Annotated in this window: 17 protein-coding genes and 1 pseudogene; 9 read left to right on the forward strand and 9 right to left on the reverse strand. The window is 63.1% G+C overall.

The features are described from left to right. The first annotated feature begins 146 nt into the window (after positions 1-146). The 3 genes from AC0L2X_RS14215 to AC0L2X_RS14225 are packed head-to-tail and all read left to right on the forward strand — an operon-like array spanning position 147 to position 3,126. The gene (locus AC0L2X_RS14215; RefSeq protein ID WP_473558052.1) at positions 147-1,214 is read left to right on the forward strand and encodes a type III polyketide synthase; all 1,068 of its coding nucleotides are present in this window, start codon (positions 147-149) and stop codon (positions 1,212-1,214) included. Beyond that, positions 1,211-1,924 (forward strand): class I SAM-dependent methyltransferase, encoded by a 714-nt coding sequence (locus AC0L2X_RS14220; protein WP_473558054.1) that lies wholly within the window; start codon positions 1,211-1,213, stop codon positions 1,922-1,924. The genes AC0L2X_RS14215 and AC0L2X_RS14220 overlap by 4 nt, the downstream gene beginning before the upstream one ends. Then, positions 1,921-3,126 (forward strand): NAD(P)/FAD-dependent oxidoreductase, encoded by a 1,206-nt coding sequence (locus tag AC0L2X_RS14225; protein ID WP_473558057.1) that lies wholly within the window; start codon positions 1,921-1,923, stop codon positions 3,124-3,126. Before AC0L2X_RS14220 ends, AC0L2X_RS14225 begins: the two co-directional genes overlap by 4 nt. Before the next feature lie 400 nt (positions 3,127-3,526). Here AC0L2X_RS14225 and AC0L2X_RS14230 read toward each other — a convergent pair whose 3' ends face one another. The 8 genes from AC0L2X_RS14230 to AC0L2X_RS14265 form a co-directional block, all read right to left on the reverse strand. Then, positions 3,527-4,093 carry a hypothetical protein gene (locus AC0L2X_RS14230; protein ID WP_352489899.1) on the reverse strand — a complete coding sequence of 189 codons (567 nt, stop codon included), beginning with the start codon at positions 4,091-4,093 and terminating at the stop codon, positions 3,527-3,529. After that, complete coding sequence (locus tag AC0L2X_RS14235) at positions 4,090-4,869, reverse strand: DsbA family protein (RefSeq protein ID WP_473558060.1); 780 nt, start codon at positions 4,867-4,869, stop codon at positions 4,090-4,092. Before AC0L2X_RS14235 ends, AC0L2X_RS14230 begins: the two co-directional genes overlap by 4 nt. Before the next feature lie 51 nt (positions 4,870-4,920). Further along, a complete protein-coding gene (locus tag AC0L2X_RS14240; protein WP_473599942.1) occupies positions 4,921-5,517 on the reverse strand; it encodes an SCO family protein in 597 nt (198 codons plus the stop codon). Between the two features lie 154 nt (positions 5,518-5,671). Continuing rightward, entirely contained in the window at positions 5,672-6,202 is a 531-nt protein-coding gene (locus tag AC0L2X_RS14245) for a TlpA family protein disulfide reductase (protein WP_473558065.1), read from the reverse strand. A gap of 7 nt (positions 6,203-6,209) precedes the next feature. Beyond that, a complete protein-coding gene (locus AC0L2X_RS14250) occupies positions 6,210-6,650 on the reverse strand; it encodes a DUF411 domain-containing protein (protein ID WP_023720628.1) in 441 nt (146 codons plus the stop codon). 29 nt (positions 6,651-6,679) lie between these two features. Beyond that, positions 6,680-8,110, reverse strand: coding sequence for a multicopper oxidase family protein (locus AC0L2X_RS14255; protein ID WP_473558068.1), 1,431 nt, complete (start codon positions 8,108-8,110; stop codon positions 6,680-6,682). Positions 8,111-8,240: 130 nt separating this feature from the next. Next, positions 8,241-8,648 carry a hypothetical protein gene (locus tag AC0L2X_RS14260; RefSeq protein WP_473558070.1) on the reverse strand — a complete coding sequence of 136 codons (408 nt, stop codon included), beginning with the start codon at positions 8,646-8,648 and terminating at the stop codon, positions 8,241-8,243. A gap of 87 nt (positions 8,649-8,735) precedes the next feature. Then, the gene (locus AC0L2X_RS14265; protein ID WP_473558073.1) at positions 8,736-9,161 is read right to left on the reverse strand and encodes a MerR family transcriptional regulator; all 426 of its coding nucleotides are present in this window, start codon (positions 9,159-9,161) and stop codon (positions 8,736-8,738) included. Positions 9,162-9,268: 107 nt separating this feature from the next. On the opposite strand from AC0L2X_RS14265, the pseudogene AC0L2X_RS14270 reads away from it, so the two are divergent. From AC0L2X_RS14270 to AC0L2X_RS14280, 3 genes and pseudogenes are all read left to right on the forward strand, one after another. Further along, a pseudogene (locus tag AC0L2X_RS14270) lies at positions 9,269-11,189 on the forward strand (heavy metal translocating P-type ATPase). A gap of 31 nt (positions 11,190-11,220) precedes the next feature. Continuing rightward, complete coding sequence (locus tag AC0L2X_RS14275; RefSeq protein ID WP_473558075.1) at positions 11,221-11,817, forward strand: cation efflux transmembrane domain-containing protein; 597 nt, start codon at positions 11,221-11,223, stop codon at positions 11,815-11,817. A gap of 174 nt (positions 11,818-11,991) precedes the next feature. Then, on the forward strand, positions 11,992-13,431 hold the full coding sequence (locus AC0L2X_RS14280) for an FAD-binding oxidoreductase (protein WP_473558078.1): 1,440 nt from the start codon (positions 11,992-11,994) through the stop codon (positions 13,429-13,431). A 65-nt stretch (positions 13,432-13,496) separates the two neighbouring features. Here AC0L2X_RS14280 and AC0L2X_RS14285 read toward each other — a convergent pair whose 3' ends face one another. Beyond that, on the reverse strand, positions 13,497-13,919 hold the full coding sequence (locus AC0L2X_RS14285) for a hypothetical protein (protein WP_352489910.1): 423 nt from the start codon (positions 13,917-13,919) through the stop codon (positions 13,497-13,499). 187 nt (positions 13,920-14,106) lie between these two features. Here AC0L2X_RS14285 and AC0L2X_RS14290 point away from each other — a divergent pair, with 187 nt between their 5' ends. From AC0L2X_RS14290 to AC0L2X_RS14300, 3 genes are all read left to right on the forward strand, one after another. Then, the gene (locus AC0L2X_RS14290; RefSeq protein ID WP_352489911.1) at positions 14,107-14,919 is read left to right on the forward strand and encodes a class I SAM-dependent methyltransferase; all 813 of its coding nucleotides are present in this window, start codon (positions 14,107-14,109) and stop codon (positions 14,917-14,919) included. A 568-nt stretch (positions 14,920-15,487) separates the two neighbouring features. After that, positions 15,488-17,017, forward strand: a complete 1,530-nt coding sequence (locus AC0L2X_RS14295; RefSeq protein WP_473558080.1) for a DUF2778 domain-containing protein — start codon at positions 15,488-15,490, stop codon at positions 17,015-17,017. Positions 17,018-17,380: 363 nt separating this feature from the next. Continuing rightward, the gene (locus tag AC0L2X_RS14300; RefSeq protein WP_352489914.1) at positions 17,381-18,166 is read left to right on the forward strand and encodes a ThuA domain-containing protein; all 786 of its coding nucleotides are present in this window, start codon (positions 17,381-17,383) and stop codon (positions 18,164-18,166) included. The last annotated feature ends 67 nt before the right edge of the window (positions 18,167-18,233 follow it).

Here is an 18,233-nt window from a genome sequence, read left to right on the forward strand (position 1 = left end):
GCACACTGAACCTTCGGGAAGAAATCAGTTCTCGGAAACGTTTACCGAACAGTGCTCAAAACCCGGCGTTCGACACCGGGTACCGATGAGCAACCCCTCCGGCGGTGGCCCGACGCTACACCGTGCAGACGCCGAGGAGACAGAATATGCCCGTCAAGGCCTATATCAACCGGATCGCGACAGCGGTGCCGGAGCACGAGGTTCATCAATTCTACCTGCGTTTCGCGGCCTCCATGCTCGCGGCCGATCGCCGGAGGATATTCGAACGCATGGCCGATCTTGCCGGCATCGAGCACCGCTATTCCTGCTTTGCGCCGGCGTCCGATCCCGAAGGACCATCCGCCGACCTGGCCGGGACCTTTATCCGCGGCGCGTTTCCCGGAACGGCGATGAGAATGGCGATGTTCGACGATGCCGCACCCGTCCTGGCGCAAAAGGGCATCGACGGATTGCAGCTTGGCGACGACGCTTCCCGCATCACCCATCTCATCGTCACCACCTGCACCGGTTTTTCGGCGCCGGGCATCGATCTCGAGCTGGTTGCGCGTTGCGGGCTGCCGGACGGGGTCGAACGCACGATGATCGGCTTCATGGGTTGTTATGCGGCGATCAACGGCCTCAAGCTGGCCCGCCACATCGTCCGCTCCGAGCCGCAGGACAAGGTCCTGCTGGTCAATATCGAGCTCTGCACGATGCATCTGCGCGAAACCACCGAGCTGGAAAAACTGCTGTCGTTCTGCCTCTGGGGCGATGGCTGCGCGGCTGCGCTCATCACTGCCGAGCCGGCCGGCATCGAGCTCGATAGCTTTTACTGCTTGGTGGCGAGGGAACGGCGGGACCTGATGCGTTGGAACATTCGCGACCACGGCTTCGAAATGGTTCTTTCCGGCCAGGTGCCGGCAGCGATTCATGAAGCGTTGCGGAGCAACCAGGCCGCCATCCTCGGCGGTCGATCGGCGGAAGACATCGACCTTTGGGCCGTGCACCCGGGGGGACGTTCGGTGCTCGACGCCGTCGAAAGGGCCCTGAAACTCGAACCCACCGCGCTGGAACCATCGCGTGAGGTCTTGCGCCGGTATGGGAACATGTCGTCTGCGACAGTCATGTTCGTGATGAAAGAGATGTTGAAGGCGCCACCCGGCCTGCTCGGCTGCGGCATGTCGTTCGGGCCCGGGCTGACGGCCGAAACCATGCTCTTTCGAACCGTGTCATGAGCAGCCTGGAGCATCGGCAGCTTGCGCCGGAAATCCTCGACGGACTTGCGGCCGACGATCCGCGAGCGCTGACCGCGCGCCGCGACCTTCGTCGCATCAACATGCTGATGTTTCAGGTGCCGATCATGACGTCGTTGCTCAAGAGGTTTGTGCCAAATCCGCCACGCCGCATCCTGGAGATCGGCGCCGGCGATGGCTCCTTCATGCTGGCAGTGGCGCGGCACATGGCCAGGCATTGGCCTGGGGTCGAACTGGCAATGCTCGACCGCGTCGACCTCGTCACCGCGCAATTGCGCGATGATTTTGACAGGCTGGGATGGAAGGCTGAAGGGATCACCGCCGATGTCTTCGACTGGACAGGAAAGTTCGAGGGCGCACGGTTCGACGCCGTCACCGTCAATCTGTTCCTGCATCATCTCAACGATGCGCAGCTCGTGCGCCTGTTTTCGCTTATCAGGCCGAAAGCCCCGTTGCTGCTGGCGACAGAGCCGTTGCGGGCGAAACTGCCGCTGGCCACGACCCGTCTTCTGCCGGCAATCGGCGCCAATGACGTCACACGAAACGACGCGGCGCAAAGCGTGCGTGCCGGCTTTCGCGGCAGCGAGCTTTCCGGCCTCTGGCTTGCGGCCAACGGCAAACCGGTCGAGGAACGGCGCGCCGGCCTGTTTTCCCACATCTTCGTCGGCGCCAGCGCCAGTGACGAGCCATGACGCGATTGTCGACCCATGACGCCATCGTCATCGGCGCCGGCCCGGCGGGCACATCCGCCGCGCTCACGCTGGCCCGGCACGGATGGGTCGTGGCCATTGTGGAAAAGACCGCATTTCCGCGCCGCAAGGTCTGCGGCGAATATATCTCGGCAAGCAATCTTGCGCTGCTGGACCGGCTGGAGATCGGCGATGCCTGGTACGCCAATGCCGGCCCCGAAATCCGCCGCGTCGGCCTGTTTTCCGGCGAGACCTGCGTCGAGGCGGCAATGCCTTTTGCAGGAAGCGAGCCGCGTGCAAAAGACGGCTTCGGCCGGGCGCTCGGCCGCGACATTCTCGATTCCCTGCTTTTGCAGGCGGCACGCTCGGCGGGTGTCGAAATCTTCCAGCCCTGCCGCGCCGTCGCCATCCACCGGGATGGTCAGATGCAACGGGTGCGAATTCAAGCCGGGGAGGAAACGACCATGTTGCGTGCACCGGTGATTGTCGCCGCACACGGCTCCTGGGAACCGGGACCGTTGCCCAGCCAGCTCGCAAAGGCCAATCGCCCGTCGGACCTGCTCGGCTTCAAGGCGCATTTCACCGGGTCGTCGCTCGCACCGGATTTGATGCCTCTGCTGGCTTTTCCCGGCGGCTATGGTGGCATGGTCTCGGCGGATCACGGCCAGTTGTCGGTCTCGTGCTGCATTCGCCGCGATATGCTCGCGCGGTTACGCAAACAACGTGGACATGTGTCGGCCGCCGATGCGGTCTCCCGCCATGTCGTGGACTCATGCCGGGGCGTGAGAGACGCCCTGGAACCGGCGCGCCTCGACGGTCCGTGGCTTGCCGCGGGTCCGATCCGGCCGGGAATTCGCTCGTGCTACGAAGGGGACATCTTCCGCGTCGGCAACGCAGCCGGAGAGTCTCACCCAGTCATCGCCGAGGGTATCTCGATGGCGCTTCAGTCCGGCTGGCTGCTGGCTTGCGAACTCGCATCCGCGCCAAGTGGCCGGGCAGGGCGCGAGGCTGCCGCCAGACGCTATGAGGCGGCCTGGAAAAGACTGTTTTCGACGCGGGTCTATGCCGCCGCGGCCCTTGCCGGAGTTGCCCTTCGTCCCGGCAGCGCCACCTTGATGGCGGCGATCGTCCGGAATTTTCCGCAGACCCTGACGTTGGGCGCGCAACTGAGCGGCAAGACCAAGCCGGTTCCAGGCTTTGCCTGACGAGTGACGCGGCCTCGTGCTGCCCTGTCGCCTTACATGCCACGGCGGCAATCGGCGGCAACATGGGCCCTTTCTGCTGGGAATTTGCTATCGTATGGTCGTAGGCGCCCTACGGCTTCAGGTTCGCAGGTATTTGACCAGCGCTGCAATCGCGAGCAAGAGCGCGACGAACACCAGGACCCAGACGAGCGCCATGCCGCCCATCATCCATGTACCCATTGGACCATTCATCATTGCAATCACCTTTACGGTCAGTGAAGGCCCGCCTTCGTCGGTAAGCATCGGCGACTGCGAAGGCAATTAGCTCGCCGGGGAATTCGGTCAAGACGACGAGGAAACCCGATCGGCCGCCCTGCCGCCGTGTCCTGCCAACCGGAGTGTCCACCACGTCCTGGTCGTCTTACAAACCCCCGCCGCAGCCGTCCGAGAGATCCCAGACGTCGACGACCTGCTTGCCGGTGAAACCGTGCTCGCGGATCAGGAACTTCGCCAATCCGCCATACACTTTCCAGCGCCAGCATGGGCAGCAGCATGGGCCTTTCTCGTTGGAATTGGCCATCGCATAGTCATAGGCCTGCTGCTCGTCGCCGGAGAGTTTCACATCGTAGTAGGGCAGCATCTTCTGTGCGATGCCGGCCGGAATGTCGTACGGATCGCTGGGGATCATCGCGATCTCCCGGTACTTGGCCAGGCCGCTCACTTGCTCGGCATAGCGCTTCGTCTCCATAGGGCTGCAGCACGAGCCCGTGATCCGCGACATCGCCGGCATGGTGGCGATGGACTCCGTGAACTTGGCCGAACACGTGCTGTTGCCGTTCTGGCTGAGATATTTGAAACGGCGCACCAGATCGGAATCCTCCGCGGCGATCGCCAAATCCGGCCTCTTGAGCAAGCCGACGACCGCAGCGACGCCAAAGGCGCTGCCCAGAACAACCGTCCGCCGGGTTGGGTAGCATATCCGGCTCATTTGCTGTTCCTCGCCTGCTCGATCAGTTTCTTCATCGTTGCCAGGTCGGTCGCGCCGGGGAAAATCTGCTCGCCAACGACGAAGCTTGGCGTTCCGCTGATCTTCAGCGCCTGGGCCAGTTGCGTATTCCGGTCGATCGACGCCTGGATATCGGGCCGCTGCATGTCGGTCTTCATTTTAGCCACGTCGAGCCCGACGTCGGCAGCGACCTTCAGCACGACCGCTTCGGTCACCCGCGTCTTCACCGCATACAAGGCCTTGTGGAATGCCATGTACTTGCCCTGGCGCACTGCGGCGAGAGCCGCCTTGGAAGCAAATACGGAATCCGTGCTGAGGATCGGGAATTCCTTGTAGACGATCTTGAGCTGCGGATCGTCGGCCATGGCTTGCGCCATGATCGGCGCAACTTGCCGGCAATAGGGGCAGTTATAGTCAAAGAACTCGACCACGGTGACGTCGCCTTCGGCGTTGCCGCCGACCGGGCTCGCCGGGTCCCGGAAAATCTCGTCGGCCCTGGCCGCCAGGGCGGCTTTCGCCTCTTTTGCCGCGGCCTCGCGCTGGCGGGCATCGAGGCTCTGCAGCGCCTCCATGACGACCTCGGGATGCGCCAGGATGTAATCGTGGACGCGCTGGTCGAACTGGTCCTGGGACATCTCGCCCGCGGCGATCGCCTGACCGTGAAGACCGAGCGCCAGCCAGACCGTCGCACCGGCCAGGACGAATGCACGGGCCATTTTGCCGACGGCTGCGCGCAATGGATTGGACTTGTGGATCACAGGGTTCTCCTTCCCTCTTTTTCGCCGGACCGCCGGCGTGTGAATGGTGCCTCAGAACAAGCCCTTGATCTTCGCCCACCATCCCGTTTCCGGCTCATGGTGCGGGCGCTCGACATTATTGGTGAGCGCATTGACGAAGGTGACGAGATTGACCGCGGCGAAATTCAGGCCATGGAAATTCGCCCGCCAGCGGCCCTCCTTGTCGATCACATGGGTGACGGTGCCGTGCATCTGATAACCATCATCCGTAAGCGTGAACTTGTGGCCGAAGGCTTCCGCCAGCTTCCGGGTCGCATCCTCCGGCTGATCCGGGGTCGTGGTCAGGAACAGCCAATTGACGGGATCGAGCCCGTGCGCCGGCCCGTATTTGCCGAGCACGTCTGGCGTGTCCCTGGTCGGGTCGGTGGTGATGGTCACAAAGCTGACCTGGCCTTTCATCTGCGTACCGTTCACCATTTTCTGGACTTCGGCGATCTTCTCGGCATGCAGGGGGCACACATCCGGGCACGATGTGTAGATGAAGTGGAGGACGACCACCTTGCCGCGCAGATCTGCCGTTCGCACGGCACGCCCTTCGGCGGTGCGCAGCGTGAATTCAGGCGCCGGCTTGTCGATCGTCTGGAAATATTTCTCGTCGCCCTCAAGCATGGCGTCGATTTCGTCGAGTGAGTGGGCTTGGGCCTGATACGAAAAGCCCGCGGTCAGCGCCGCAATGGCAATTACGCCTAGCCGCAAACACCTCCATTCGTTCAAAGCCGATGCGACGCAGCGAGCCTTCAACCCGGACATATCTGTTCCTTTCTCACTCGGCGGCGATGCGGCTGCGGATGAAGTCGACCATGTCGGGCGCGTCCCATTCGGCCGGCCCAATCAGCCGGCCGATCTCCTTGCCATCGCGATTGATCAGCAGGGTTGCCGGAAGGCCGACGGTGCCGATGGCAAACATTGCCTTGCCCGAGACATCGATGTTGAGGGCGAGGTGTGTGACGCCGATCTCGCCATAGAACTTTTTGACGGCGTCAGGACCGGCACGGTCCATGGACAGCGCGACGACCTCGAAATCCGGACCGCCGAGTTTGGCCTCCAGACGATCGAGCGTCGGCATCTCCTTGCGGCAGGGCGCGCACCACGTCGCCCAGATGTTGAGCAGCACGACCTTGCCGTGGAAATCCGCAAGCGTTTTCGGCTTGCCATTGCCGTCCTCGAAGCTGATTTCCGGTACGGGGACGGGCGCCTCGTTAACGACGAAGTTCTGCGGTGGCTCGGCGGCTGATGCCGGCAGCGAAAATGCCACCAGCAGCATGCCAACCAGGACCATGGCGAGTTTGCTCACAACAGCCTCACTCGGTCGCGTAGACGGTGGGCGCCTTGCCGTCCTTGGTGAAGGCGTAGACGACGAAGGGGCCTTGCTTCTCACCACCCATGCCTGGAGCGCCTGTCGGCATGCCGGCCAGCGTTATGCCGGTGATCGCCGGGCGTTCGGTCAAAAGCTTCTTGACGATCTCGACCGGCACCAGGCCATCGACGACATAGCCGTCGACCATCAGCGTGTGGCAGCCTTCGAGGTCGGCAGGTACGCCGGCATCGCTACTGATCTGAGAGAGATTGTTGACCGGCTTGATGTCGACCTTGAAGCCGTTGTGCTCGAGATAGTTGGCGTAGGATTCGCAGCAGCTGCATTGCGGGTTCTTGTACATGACGGCGTTGATCGTTGCGGCGAAGGCGGGCAGGGGCGTTGCGATCAGCAGCGACAGTGCGGCTAGGCGGTAGGTCAGTTTCATTGCAGTTCTCCTTGGTTGGATAAAAAGTTTCAGGTCACGCGGAACGCGGTCATCAGGCCGGCCATCTGGTGATCGGCGACATGGCAGTGCAGCATCCAGTCACCCGGATTATCCGCAACGAAGGCGCATTCGATCGTATCCTTGGGGGCGAGCAGCACCGTGTCCTGCCATTGCCGGTGCGGCACCGGCGAACCATTGCGCGAAAGCACCGACAGGCTGAAGCCGTGGACGTGCATGGGGTGCCACCAGGCGGTTTCGTTGCGCATGGTGAGGTGACAGGTGGCACCGCGTTTCAGTGTGAACTGCGGCGCCATGCCGGCGTGGCCGTCGCCGGTCATCGACATGCCGTTGATCGCCCAGGCGGCCGTACCGTTCATGCCGGGCATTCCCATGCCCATCATGCCGCCGACGCCGGCCAGCTTACCGCCGCCCATCATGCCGCCCTGCAGGACGATTTCATGCCGTTCGGCCCTGGCCAGGTCGGGGGCCGGCAGCGGATTGGCCGGCAAGCGAAGCGGCGCATCGAGAGGATGGTCGCGCAGCGGCGCTCCGGCGTCGTAGGCGAGCGTGGTCAGGGTGTAGGCGAGGCCATCGTAGTAATCGTCGATCACCGCGTGCCGGCTGCCGGGGTCGCCCTGCAGGTCGAGCAGGACATCGACGCGCATCGCAGGCGCCAGCACCAGGCGGCCGCTTTCAGGCTCGTGCGGATCGCAGGGCTGGCCGTCGATGGCGATGACAACCGGCCGGTGGCCTTCGAAGCTCAGGGCCATGATGCGGGCGAGCGATGCATTGGCCAGCCGCAGCCGGAGGCGCTCGCCGGTCCGCACCTTCTGGTCCGCCGGGCGCGCGCCGTTGAGGGTCACGAGACCGCCGACGCGGCCGGACATGGCGGCATCCATCGCGCTGCCGAAGCCGGCGGCGATCTGTCCATCGGCCGCAAGCCGCCAGTCTTGCAGCAGCCACAGAATGTCGCGGTCGACGGCGATCGGCTCGGCCTCCTCGACGATCAGCGCGCCGGCAAGGCCACGGCCGAGCTGAACCAGGCTGTTGGCGTGCGGGTGATACCAGAAGGTGCCGGCATCGGGCGGGGTGAATTCATAAATAAAGTTTTCACCGGGCCTGATGGGCTTCTGCGTCAGGCCGGGTACTCCGTCCATGGCGTTCGGCAGCCGGATGCCGTGCCAGTGAACCGTGGTGTTTTCGCCCAGTCCGTTCTCGACGACAATGCGAGCGGGCTGCCCCTGGCGCAAGCGCAGTGTCGGGCCAGGGACCGTGCCATCATAGGCCCATACCGGAGTGCGCGGGCCATCGGGGCCGACGAGCCGTGCCTGGCCCGGCGCCACCCTGATCCGGTGTTCGTCGGTAGCCAGTGCAGGGCGGATCGCTGCGGAGGCGGCAATGCTCGCTGCCGCAAACAGGAATTTGCGGCGCGTTATGAACGGACTTGAAACGGAATTCACCCTTGTGACCCCTGCGGTAATCGACGGCGAAGGTCGCGACATCGATTGAATTGCTGCCGCGCCCGTTGCGCAGTACACGCAAGCGGGCGATCAAACGCCGTCAATCAACCGCGGAAACGGCAGAACGGCGTCAGACGAGAGCGCTGGGTCTTGGAGGGAATGGCTCGGGCAGCAGACTTCGCCCATGCAGGAACGCGGCGGGAAGCGCCGGCGGCAGCTCGGCCTGCGGCAGTCCCGTTACAAGGAGAGCTTGCGGCAGCACCGCCAGAACCGGTGCGACGCAGGTCGGCGCACATTGCATCGGTTTGTCGTTGTCGGCTGAGCTCTTGAGGCAAGCGCTGCAGTCGCCGCCCTTGGCATCGGCCATCTTGGCCATGTCGGCGTCTGTGGTGCCGGCATCTGCGGCCATCATCATGCGGCTGTCGATCGCCATCCTCGCCGACATGACGGCAGCCTGGGCGGCTGACAGACTGAACCCGGCGGTCACGAGGATCGCGAGCAGCATAGTCAGAAGGTGTTTTGGTGACAGACGTGCCATCATCCGCTCAGGTTGACTGCAAAGTGCGGCTTTTGCAAGCTCCGCATGCCGCGACATCGGCGCTGGTAGGGGCTCTGCTTTGGCAAATCAATGATGAGGATGCTCACATTGATCGTGATCTGACAGCACCTCGATCACACGGCATTCGCAGACTTTCCCCTGCCGGCAGCCCTCAACCATCAGCTCCAGCTCGATCTTCAATGCGGTAAGGCTGCGTATTCGCTGGACGACATCGGCCAGACGGGCTTGGGCGATGGCGTCGGCGGTTCCACAGGGCTGATTGGGATTATCCTGCAACGTCAGCAGCGTCCTGATGGCCTCGATCTCGAACCCAAGCTCTCGCGCGTGCCTGATGAAGGCGAGCCGGCGCAAGTCGGCCGCTTCATAATGCCGGCGATTGGCTTCGCTGCGGGCGGGGGCTGGAAGCAAATCGATCTGTTCATAGTAGCGGATGGTTGGAACCTTCACGCCGCTGCGTCGGGCTGCTTCACCGATGGTCACACCTGCTGGCATTTTTCGCTTGCTCCTCTAGTCACTAGAGGATGTAGCGTCGCGTTCAAAGTTACAAGAGGTGCGAGATAGCTGAGATCGGGCAAGAGACAAAATTCCGCGTGGAAGGCATGGATTGCGCCAGCTGTGCCAGCAAAGTCGATACGGCTGTGCGGCGGATGCCTGGCGTGCAGGATGTTAACGTGTCCGTTTCGGCAGGGACTCTGACGGTCATTCATACTCCCGAAAGCAATCTTGACGCGATCGAGAGGAAAGTCACCGGCCTCGGCTACGCTGTTGCACCGGTGACCGCCAAGTCTGGAGCGCCGGCCTCCGATCAATTGGCCGACCACGACCACAGAACGCACAGTCACGACAAGAAATTAGCGGGATTGCATGGCAACGATGATGCGCCGATGTCGGGGCCATGGTGGAACAGCGCCAAGGGCGGCCTGACCATCGCCAGCGGCGTCGCCCTGGCGGTGGCTTTCGCGGTTCACTACGCCTGGCCCGCGACCGGCCCGTGGGCCTTCATCGCCGCTATGCTGATTGGACTCGTGCCGATAACGCGCCGAGCGGTCATGGCCGCACTCGCCGGCATTCCGTTCACAATCGAAATGCTGATGACCGTGGCGGCCACCGGTGCCGTCATCATCGGCGCCGGCGAGGAAGCGGCGACGGTGGTCTTCCTGTTTCTAATCGGCGAGCTTCTGGAAGGGGTGGCCGCCGGGAAGGCGCGTTCCAGCATCCAGGCGCTCACCACACTGGTTCCCAAGACTGCGCTAGTCGAAGTGCATGGGACGACCCGCGAGGTGCCGGCCGAAAGTCTGTCCGTGGGGGACATCATTCTGGTGCGGCCCGGTGATCGGATGCCGGCTGATGGCGAGATCACCGAGGGTGACAGCGCCATTGATGAATCGCCTGTGTCGGGTGAAAGCGTCCCGGTTCGTAAAGTGGCTGGCGACAAGGTTTTCGCCGGCACTATCAACGGCGACGGCGTGCTGCGCGTCAAGGTCACGGCGGGCGCCGCCGACAACACGATTGCACGGGTCGTCAAGCTGGTCGAGGAGGCGCAGGAAAGCAAGGCGCCCACCGAGCGCTTCATCGACCGTTTCTCGCGCTGGTACATGCCCGGCGTGGTCGCCGTCGCGGCGCTCGTGGCGATCACAGGTCACCGATGTCGTTGCAGTGGGCGCCAGTGAACGTCAGGTCCTTTCCCTCGCGGCAGCGCTTGAGACCGGCTCAAGCCATCCCCTCGCTTTGGCCATCCTCCAAAGGGCCGGTTTCGACAAGGTTCCCGTGCCGCCTGCGGCTGATGCCAAGGCGCTCGGTGGCAAAGGGGTAATCGGTCGTATTGGCGGCAAAAGCCTGTTTCTGGGCTCGACGGTCGCTGCCGGCGAGATAAGCCCGCTGCCGGCCGACCAGGTTGCACGCATCGCGGCCTTCAACGATGAAGGAAAATCGGTGTCGGTGCTGCTAATCGACGACGCTCTTGCCGGCTTCATCGCCATGCGCGATGAACCCCGGCCGGACGCGTTCGCCGGGCTGAAGGCGCTGACTGACGCTGGTATCAAAACAGTCATGTTGACCGGTGACAACAAGCGCACCGCGGTTGCAATCGGCAAGCAACTCGGCATCGAGGCGCGCGCCGGATTGCTGCCCGAGGACAAGCAGCGCATCGTCGGTGAGTTGAAGCGGCAGGGGCTCAGGGTCGCCAAGGTCGGAGATGGCATCAACGATGCGCCGGCACTTGCGGCGGCCGATGTCGGCATCGCCATGGGTGGCGGCACCGATGTCGCTCTTGAAACGGCTGACGCAGCGGTGCTGCATGGACGCGTCGGAGACGTCGCCGCTATGATCAGGCTGTCCCAAGCAACCATGGCCAACATCAAACAGAACATTACAATGGCATTGGGGCTGAAGGCGGTGTTCCTGGTGACGACGATCGCCGGCATCACCGGCCTGTGGCCCGCCATCCTCGCCGACACCGGGGCGACGGTGCTGGTGACAGCCAATGCCGTGCGGCTGTTGCGCTGGAAAAACAACTGGTAAGAGCACCAACACCATCACGTCAGGACAGGCCATGCAACAAGCCATTACGTCGGACGGCCTTCGCCGGGTGGTGCTTGTCGTCGCGCTGTTGAACCTCGGTTATTTCGGCATTGAATTCGCCGTGGCGCTGGCGATCGGCTCGGTGTCGCTGTTCGCCGATAGCGTCGATTTCCTGGAAGATGCCTCGGTCAATCTCCTGATACTGCTCGCCATGGGATGGTCGCTGCGTGCCCGATCGCGGGTCGGAATGGCGCTGGCGCTTATCCTTTTGGTGCCGGGCCTGGCGACGCTGTGGACCGCGTGGGAAAAGTTCAACATGCCGGTGCCGCCGCAGCCAACGGCGCTGACGCTGGCAGGGTTGGGGGCCTTGGCGGTCAACCTGTCATGCGCCTACATGCTGGCGCGCTACCGCCGTCACAGCGGCAGTCTTACCAGGGCGGCATTCCTCTCGGCCCGCAACGACGCCGTCGCCAACATCGCGATCATACTGGCCGGGTTGGTGACGGCCTTCCTGTGGCGATCGGCATGGCCGGATCTGATCGTCGGCCTGGGAATCGCGGCACTGAACGCGGACGCGGCGCGCGAGGTCTGGGAGGCCGCTCGGGAAGAGCACCGAGCCGTTTCGTGAAGCCAAATGTCCAGCGTGGCGCCGGCTTGCGAATGCGCCCATGCAGGGGCGCCAATGCAGGCCCGCAGACCGGTCTGCGGTCATCCATAAACTTGCGTGATTTCTAATATAAGCGCACACTTGCAAAGCGGGCGGAGGGAGAAACGGCTCATAAGCAAAATCGGGAGGAAAGCCATGGACAGCATGAGCCTCACCACACTTGAGCGCGGCACGACGACCGTCGACGCCGCGGCCCTAGAGGCGCTTTCGGCGCAACTGCGCGGCACTGTCCTGAGTGAAGGCGACGCCGCCTACGACGAAGCGCGGACGATCTGGAATGCCATGATCGATCGGCGGCCCGGGCTGATCGTGCGCTGCGCCGGCGCTGCCGACGTTATCGCTGCCGTGAATTTTGCCAGGGAAAACAAGCTTCTGCTCGCGGTTCGCGGCGGCGGCCACAACATCGCCGGCAGCGCCGTCTGCGATGGCGGCCTGATGATCGATCTGTCGCCGATGAAGTCGGTGCGGGTCGATCCGGCGACGCGGCGGGCATGGGTGGAACCTGGAGCGACGCTCGCCGATGTGGACAGGGAAACACAGGCTTTCGAACTGGCAGTGCCGACCGGGATCAACTCGACCACCGGCATCTCAGGCCTGACCCTGGGCGGCGGCTTCGGCTGGATCACGCGGAAATTCGGCATGACCATCGACAGTCTTCTCTCCGCCGACGTGGTCACCGCAGACGGCAAGCTTTTGCGCGCCAGCCAGACGGAAAATCCGGACCTGTTCTGGGCGCTGCGCGGTGGCGGCGGCAATTTCGGCGTCGTCACGGCCTTCGAGTTCAAGCTCCATCAGGTCGGTCCACAGGTCCTGTCGGGACTTGTCGTTCATCCTTTTGCCGACGCCGAAAACGTGCTGCGTGAGTACCGGGCGGCTCTCGAAGCAGCGCCCAATGAGCTGACCTGCTGGGTGGTCATGCGGCAGGCGCCACCGCTGCCGTTCCTGCCGGCGCGATGGCATGGCAAGGAGGTGCTGGTCCTGGCTATGTGCTATTGCGGCGACCTCGAGGAGGGCGAGAAGGCGACGCAAAGGCTTCGCGCCATCGGCACACCGATTGCCGATGTTGTCGGTCCTAACCCGTTCACCGGCTGGGAGCAGGCATTCGATCCGCTGCTGGCGCCAGGTGCTCGAAACTACTGGAAGAGCCATGACTTCACCGAGCTGTCCGACAGCGCGATCGAGGTCGTCACGGCCGCGATACCTGGGCTTCCGGGGCCGGAATGCGAGATATTCTTCGCCCATCTCGGCGGTGCCGCGGGCCGTGTGACAGCGGATGCAACGGCGTTTCCGCAACGCAGCGCGCACTACGTCATGAATGTTCACGCGCGCTGGCGCGAACCGGCAATGGACAGCGCCTGCATCGACTGGGCGCGCGGCATCTATGAAAGCACGAGGCCCTTCGCCGCTGGCACGGTCTACGTCAACTTCATGCCGGACGACGAAGTCGACCGTGTCGCAGCGGCCTATGGCGGAAACCATCAGCGGCTTCTGGAGATCAAGCAGCGCTATGATCCGCTGAACCTGTTCCGCATGAACCAGAATTTGCGTCCCGTGGAAAATTTGCGCGCCGCTTAGGCCAGGCACCTCATCAAAAGGCCCGCGTCTCCGAAGAGGACGCGGGCCGGTTTCGCTGGCATGCGCTAGGCAGGTATCAAGACGGCGATGCGGTGGATGCCGACCACCTTGCTGGTGTTGGCTGCCTCGTCGGTCTTGCCCTTGGAGCAGGTATAGACGTCACCTTCCTTGAGCTTGAATTGCTTGTCGGCTTTCTTGATCGTGAATTCACCGGCGGCAATGGTGCACACCATGTCGTTGTCCATTACCATTGCAGGAGCAGTTGCTCCCGGCTGAAAGACCACATCGACAATTGAGATGCTCTTGTAGGCGGGGATATCGGAATTGCCGGTGCCGACCTCAACCACCCTGACGCCGGGGGCTATTTCCTTGCCTTCCTTCGGGCCGTATTTCTTGACCTTTGCAGCTGCCGCCAGCGTGAACAAAGGCGTTACCGCGGCCGCCGTCACGCCGAGCGCAATTGCAGACCTGCGATTTATGGTTTTCATCGCATCCTCCCATTATATTGGCCACGCACCAATGCGCATGGCTGCAATACATTAGCACATATGCAGGTAATTGCAGCACGGCGTTTGAGAGCTTCCGGGAGCGAACCGCCTCCCGGTCGAATACGACCGAATGGCAAACAATTCCATGCTATGCTGGCGAGCCATCAAACGGGCGACGGGGATAGCAATGTTAGAAACGGACAAGGTGTTCGCTGGCTCAATTCCGGAAAACTACGACCGCTATATGGTGCCGTTGATTTTCGAGCCGTTCGCCGCAGATCTTGCACGACGAGCAGCGTCCTTGTCGCCAAGCGCCGTTCTGGAAACCGCCGCGGGCACCGGGGTTGTCACCCGCGCATTGGTGCCAAAACTGTCCCCCGGTGCAAGCTATGTCGTAACCGACCTCAACCAGCCGATGCTCGACTACGCCGCTTCGCAGCAAGCTCCCGACGATCGCATCAAATGGCGTCAGGCGGATGCTCTGGCGCTGCCGTTTGAAAATGCGACCTTCGATCTCGTTTGTTGTCAGTTCGGTGCGATGTTCTTTCCCAACCGCTCATCTGCCTACCGCGAGGCCCGGCGAGTCCTGAAGCCCGGAGGACATTTTCTATTCAGCGTATGGGATCGCATCGAAGAGAATGTATTTGCGGACGATGTGACGAATGCTCTCGCGAGGATTTTTCCGAACGATCCGCCGCGCTTTCTGGCACGCACGCCGCATGGCTACCACGATACGGCACTGATCCGTAGCGAATTGGAGGATGCAGGCTTTTCCGGTGTGGTGATCGAGACGAGGGCCGAACAAAGCCGTGCCTCCTCTCCTCGCCTTCCGGCCGTTGCTTATTGCCAGGGCACTCTGCTTCGCAACGAAATCGAGGCCAGGGAGGCGGGAAGGCTGGACGCTGCAACCGACTATGCCGCAGCCGCAATTGCAGACAGGCATGGCAGCGGCGAGGTTGCTGCCAAAATTCAGGCTCACATAGTCATGGCTGTAGCCTAGGTGTTTGAATATCCCGTTCCAGCCTTCGCGACATTCAGCTGCTATGCAGTAAACATCTTGCCGCTATCCCAAATTCTCAGACGTTAACCGTTCATTCGCCCGCGTGGCAGTCGACAAGTGGCGGTTCGACAAGTGGCCGTTGACCGATAGCCGGGGCTTGATGGCGGCGGCTGCCGGCCGCGCGATTCTGGTCGGCCGGACTTCGTTTTGGCAGCCATGGCCAACTCCGCCCAGCAAGGTCTAGTCATTTCGCTTTCTTGACTCGGCCGACAAAAACGGGCAGCAAAGTCATCATTGGAGGGCAGTTTTGCCAACTATGCAGGTTTTGGAGGGCGTTTTTCGGTGTGACCGTCGCCCAATCGGCGGTCGGTAGAGGGATTGGTTAACCAACTTTGTCCATCTTTTGAATCAATCGGCAACAGACGCGAAGTGTGCTGGGGGCACCAGGCGAACTGTGAATGTCACGGCTGCGAAATCCGCTAGCCGGCATCGGCCGATTGAGAGTGGTTGAATGGCGTTTGTAAGTGCGAAAACCCGGGGTGACAGTCCTGCAACTGGATTGACTTCGATGAGGCCCGGCCTGCGCTGGGTCGCGGTTCCGGCCGTCGGCGCAGCCATTGCTTTATGGTCGGTAGCGACCTTGGCCGGCCTCAATTCGATGGCAACCTCGCTCACCGCCGCTTCCAACGGTCTTCCGCAAAGCCTGCTCGCGCCGCGCACCATCGCGCTCGCCGATCCTCGCCGCAGCCTTGCAAAGGCGCAGGCCCCGACATGGGCCGCGGCAAACGCAGCGCTGTCGGCCCGGCTGCTGCAGCACGAATGCGATGCCAACTGCCTGCGGTCGGCGTCGAACTTCGTTCACCAGGGAAAATCGGCGCGTCTCAAGCGCAATGCCGTGCCGCCTGTCGCCGCCGCATCGCGGCATCCAAGCTTCGACGACGTGGTGGCCAAAGCCGCGCTGTCGCCGCAAAAGCTTGCCGCCGCCTTTGCCCGTGCCTCCTCCGGCTCACCCGTCATGCTCGCAAGCCTGCCGGCCGACGCCCGGTTCGCCGAGCCGGTACGCATACCCGACCCGAACGGCCCGGCATCGGTGCGCTTCGGGCCGGAGGTGGCGGAGATCGAACGCTCGTCGCGACTGGCGCTGGCGCTGGCGAATACATTGCCGGAGCAGATGATCGACGTGCTCCCGGCAGCCGTCGCGGCAAGCGAGCCCGCGTCTTCGCAAGAGCCGCACGAACCTGAGGTCCAACTGGCCTCGCTGCCGCCGCAGGACGACATGCCCGACAGCATTCCGCTGCCGACGCTGCGTCCGCGGGCGGACATCGATGAGCCGGCGCCTCGCGCTCAAGCCTTGAAAGACCAGGCGCCGAAAGACCGGGCGCCAAAGGATCAAGCAGCAAAAACGGAGCCGCCCCAGGCATCCAAGGCCCAGGCATCCAAGACCCAGGCATCCAGGGCGAGCAAGGTCCAGACGGCCGACGCTCCGCCGGCCGAAACGCAACCCGGCAGCCTGTCGCCTCGCAATTCGTCACAAGCGGCAGTGCCGGCGGTGTCGGGCAAGCCGGGCAAACGGTCGAAGACGCAGGGCGGCGACATGCTCGCCTATGCCAAGCCCGACATGCCTTCCGGCGGTCTCGGCGGGGCCTTCAGGAACCTGTTCACCACGCCCAACATGGGCAGCGGCGTCGCCGTCTACGACATCTCGGCTAAGACCGTCTATATGCCCGACGGCTCGCGGCTGGAGGCGCATTCGGGACTGGGCGCGATGGTCGACCAGCCGCGCTATGTTCACAAGAAGAATGTCGGTCCAACGCCGCCCGACACCTACAATCTGACGCTGCGGGAATCACGCTTCCACGGCGTCGAGGCCCTGCGTCTCACCCCCGCCAGCGGCAGCAACAAATATGGCCGCGACGGCCTGCTCGCCCACACCTACATGCTGCGCGGCGGGCGCGCCGAATCCAATGGTTGCGTCGTCTTCAAGGACTATGCCCGCTTCCTCGCCGCCTACAAGAAGGGCAAGATCAAGCGCCTCGTCGTGGTGCCGCGCCTGTCGAAGCCGCTGACACGCGTCGCCCAAGAGGGCCGCGGCGCTTAGACGGTAGCGGCGACGCACTACGAAAGCCGTTCTTTAGCGATCCTTCGCGCCCCCCTCTGTCCTGCCGGACATCTCCCCCACAAGGGGGGAGATCGGACTTCGCGTTTGTCTGTCGCCATCCTGCAACGTTGGCGATTGGCGAAATCGCGGATGACAGTCAATCTCCCCACAAGTGGGGGAGATGTCCGGCAGGACAGAGGGGGCGCTGTCCCGCCGGCATTGCTGGTTTTGCCGCCTGGACGTTCCCGCCCGCTTTCCAACAGATTGTCAGCAGCCGGCCGCGAAACGGTTTTCATTCCCGGCCGAGGATATTATGACTGACCGGCCGGGGCGGCTCCAGCTTCAAACAATCACGAGGACATCATGACAATACGCGCTGTCGTCTGGGGCGAGAATATCCACGAGCGGACCAATGAGGTGGTCGCCGGCATCTATCCCGAGGGCATGCACGCGACGATTGCCAATGCGCTGAAGCTCGACCCGGAGATTTCGGTATCGTGGGCGACGCTGGAGCAGAAGGAGCATGGGCTGCCGGCCGACCGTCTGGCCGAGACCGACGTCTTGCTGTGGTGGGGGCACAAGGATCATGGCGCCGTCGCCGACGAAGTGGTCGAGCGCGTGGCGCGCCGCGTCTGGGAAGGCATGGGGCTGATCGTTCTCCATTCCGGCCATTTCTCGAAGATATTCAAGAAGCTGATGGGCACGCCCTGCACGCTGAAATGGCGCGAGGCGGGCGAGCGCGAGCGGCTCTGGGTGACCAGCCCCAACCACCCGATCGCTGCCGGGATCGGCGAGTATTTCGAGCTCGAAAACGAGGAGATGTATGGCGAGCAGTTCGCCGTGCCGGAGCCGCTCGAGACCGTGTTCATCTCGTGGTTCCAGGGCGGTGAAGTGTTCCGGTCGGGGCTGACCTATCGCCGCGGCGCCGGCAACATCTTCTATTTCAGGCCCGGCCACGAGACCTATCCGACCTATCACGACGCCAACGTCCACAAGGTGCTGCGCAATGCGGTGAGATGGGCACACAACCCGCAAGGCTCTAATCCAGCCATCCTCGATGCGCCGAACGTGCCGGTGGAAAAGGCGCTCGAGCCGATCGTCGAGCGCGGCGGAAAACTTCATTCCGCCGGCGAAGCCGGCTTCCGCTAGGCTGCGATCCCGAACCGTTGGTTCGGGAAATCCATGATCGAACAAGAAGATAAAGCTCTGTCCTAAG

Source organism: Mesorhizobium sp. WSM4828, assembly GCF_055811175.1.

What these genes read in the sequence shown, in the direction of transcription:
- AC0L2X_RS14300 (WP_352489914.1), top strand. Translation starts at nt 17,381, where the DNA reads ATGACAATACGCGCTGTCGTCTGGGGCGAGAATATCCACGAGCGGACC.
- AC0L2X_RS14275 (WP_473558075.1), top strand. Translation starts at nt 11,221, where the DNA reads ATGCAACAAGCCATTACGTCGGACGGCCTTCGCCGGGTGGTGCTTGTC.
- AC0L2X_RS14225 (WP_473558057.1), top strand. Translation starts at nt 1,921, where the DNA reads ATGACGCGATTGTCGACCCATGACGCCATCGTCATCGGCGCCGGCCCG.
- AC0L2X_RS14240 (WP_473599942.1), bottom strand. Translation starts at nt 5,517, where the DNA reads ATGCTTGAGGGCGACGAGAAATATTTCCAGACGATCGACAAGCCGGCG.
- AC0L2X_RS14290 (WP_352489911.1), top strand. Translation starts at nt 14,107, where the DNA reads ATGTTAGAAACGGACAAGGTGTTCGCTGGCTCAATTCCGGAAAACTAC.
- AC0L2X_RS14285 (WP_352489910.1), bottom strand. Translation starts at nt 13,919, where the DNA reads ATGAAAACCATAAATCGCAGGTCTGCAATTGCGCTCGGCGTGACGGCG.
- AC0L2X_RS14250 (WP_023720628.1), bottom strand. Translation starts at nt 6,650, where the DNA reads ATGAAACTGACCTACCGCCTAGCCGCACTGTCGCTGCTGATCGCAACG.
- AC0L2X_RS14220 (WP_473558054.1), top strand. Translation starts at nt 1,211, where the DNA reads ATGAGCAGCCTGGAGCATCGGCAGCTTGCGCCGGAAATCCTCGACGGA.
- AC0L2X_RS14295 (WP_473558080.1), top strand. Translation starts at nt 15,488, where the DNA reads ATGAGGCCCGGCCTGCGCTGGGTCGCGGTTCCGGCCGTCGGCGCAGCC.
- AC0L2X_RS14215 (WP_473558052.1), top strand. Translation starts at nt 147, where the DNA reads ATGCCCGTCAAGGCCTATATCAACCGGATCGCGACAGCGGTGCCGGAG.
- AC0L2X_RS14230 (WP_352489899.1), bottom strand. Translation starts at nt 4,093, where the DNA reads ATGAGCCGGATATGCTACCCAACCCGGCGGACGGTTGTTCTGGGCAGC.
- AC0L2X_RS14265 (WP_473558073.1), bottom strand. Translation starts at nt 9,161, where the DNA reads ATGCCAGCAGGTGTGACCATCGGTGAAGCAGCCCGACGCAGCGGCGTG.
- AC0L2X_RS14280 (WP_473558078.1), top strand. Translation starts at nt 11,992, where the DNA reads ATGGACAGCATGAGCCTCACCACACTTGAGCGCGGCACGACGACCGTC.
- AC0L2X_RS14260 (WP_473558070.1), bottom strand. Translation starts at nt 8,648, where the DNA reads ATGGCACGTCTGTCACCAAAACACCTTCTGACTATGCTGCTCGCGATC.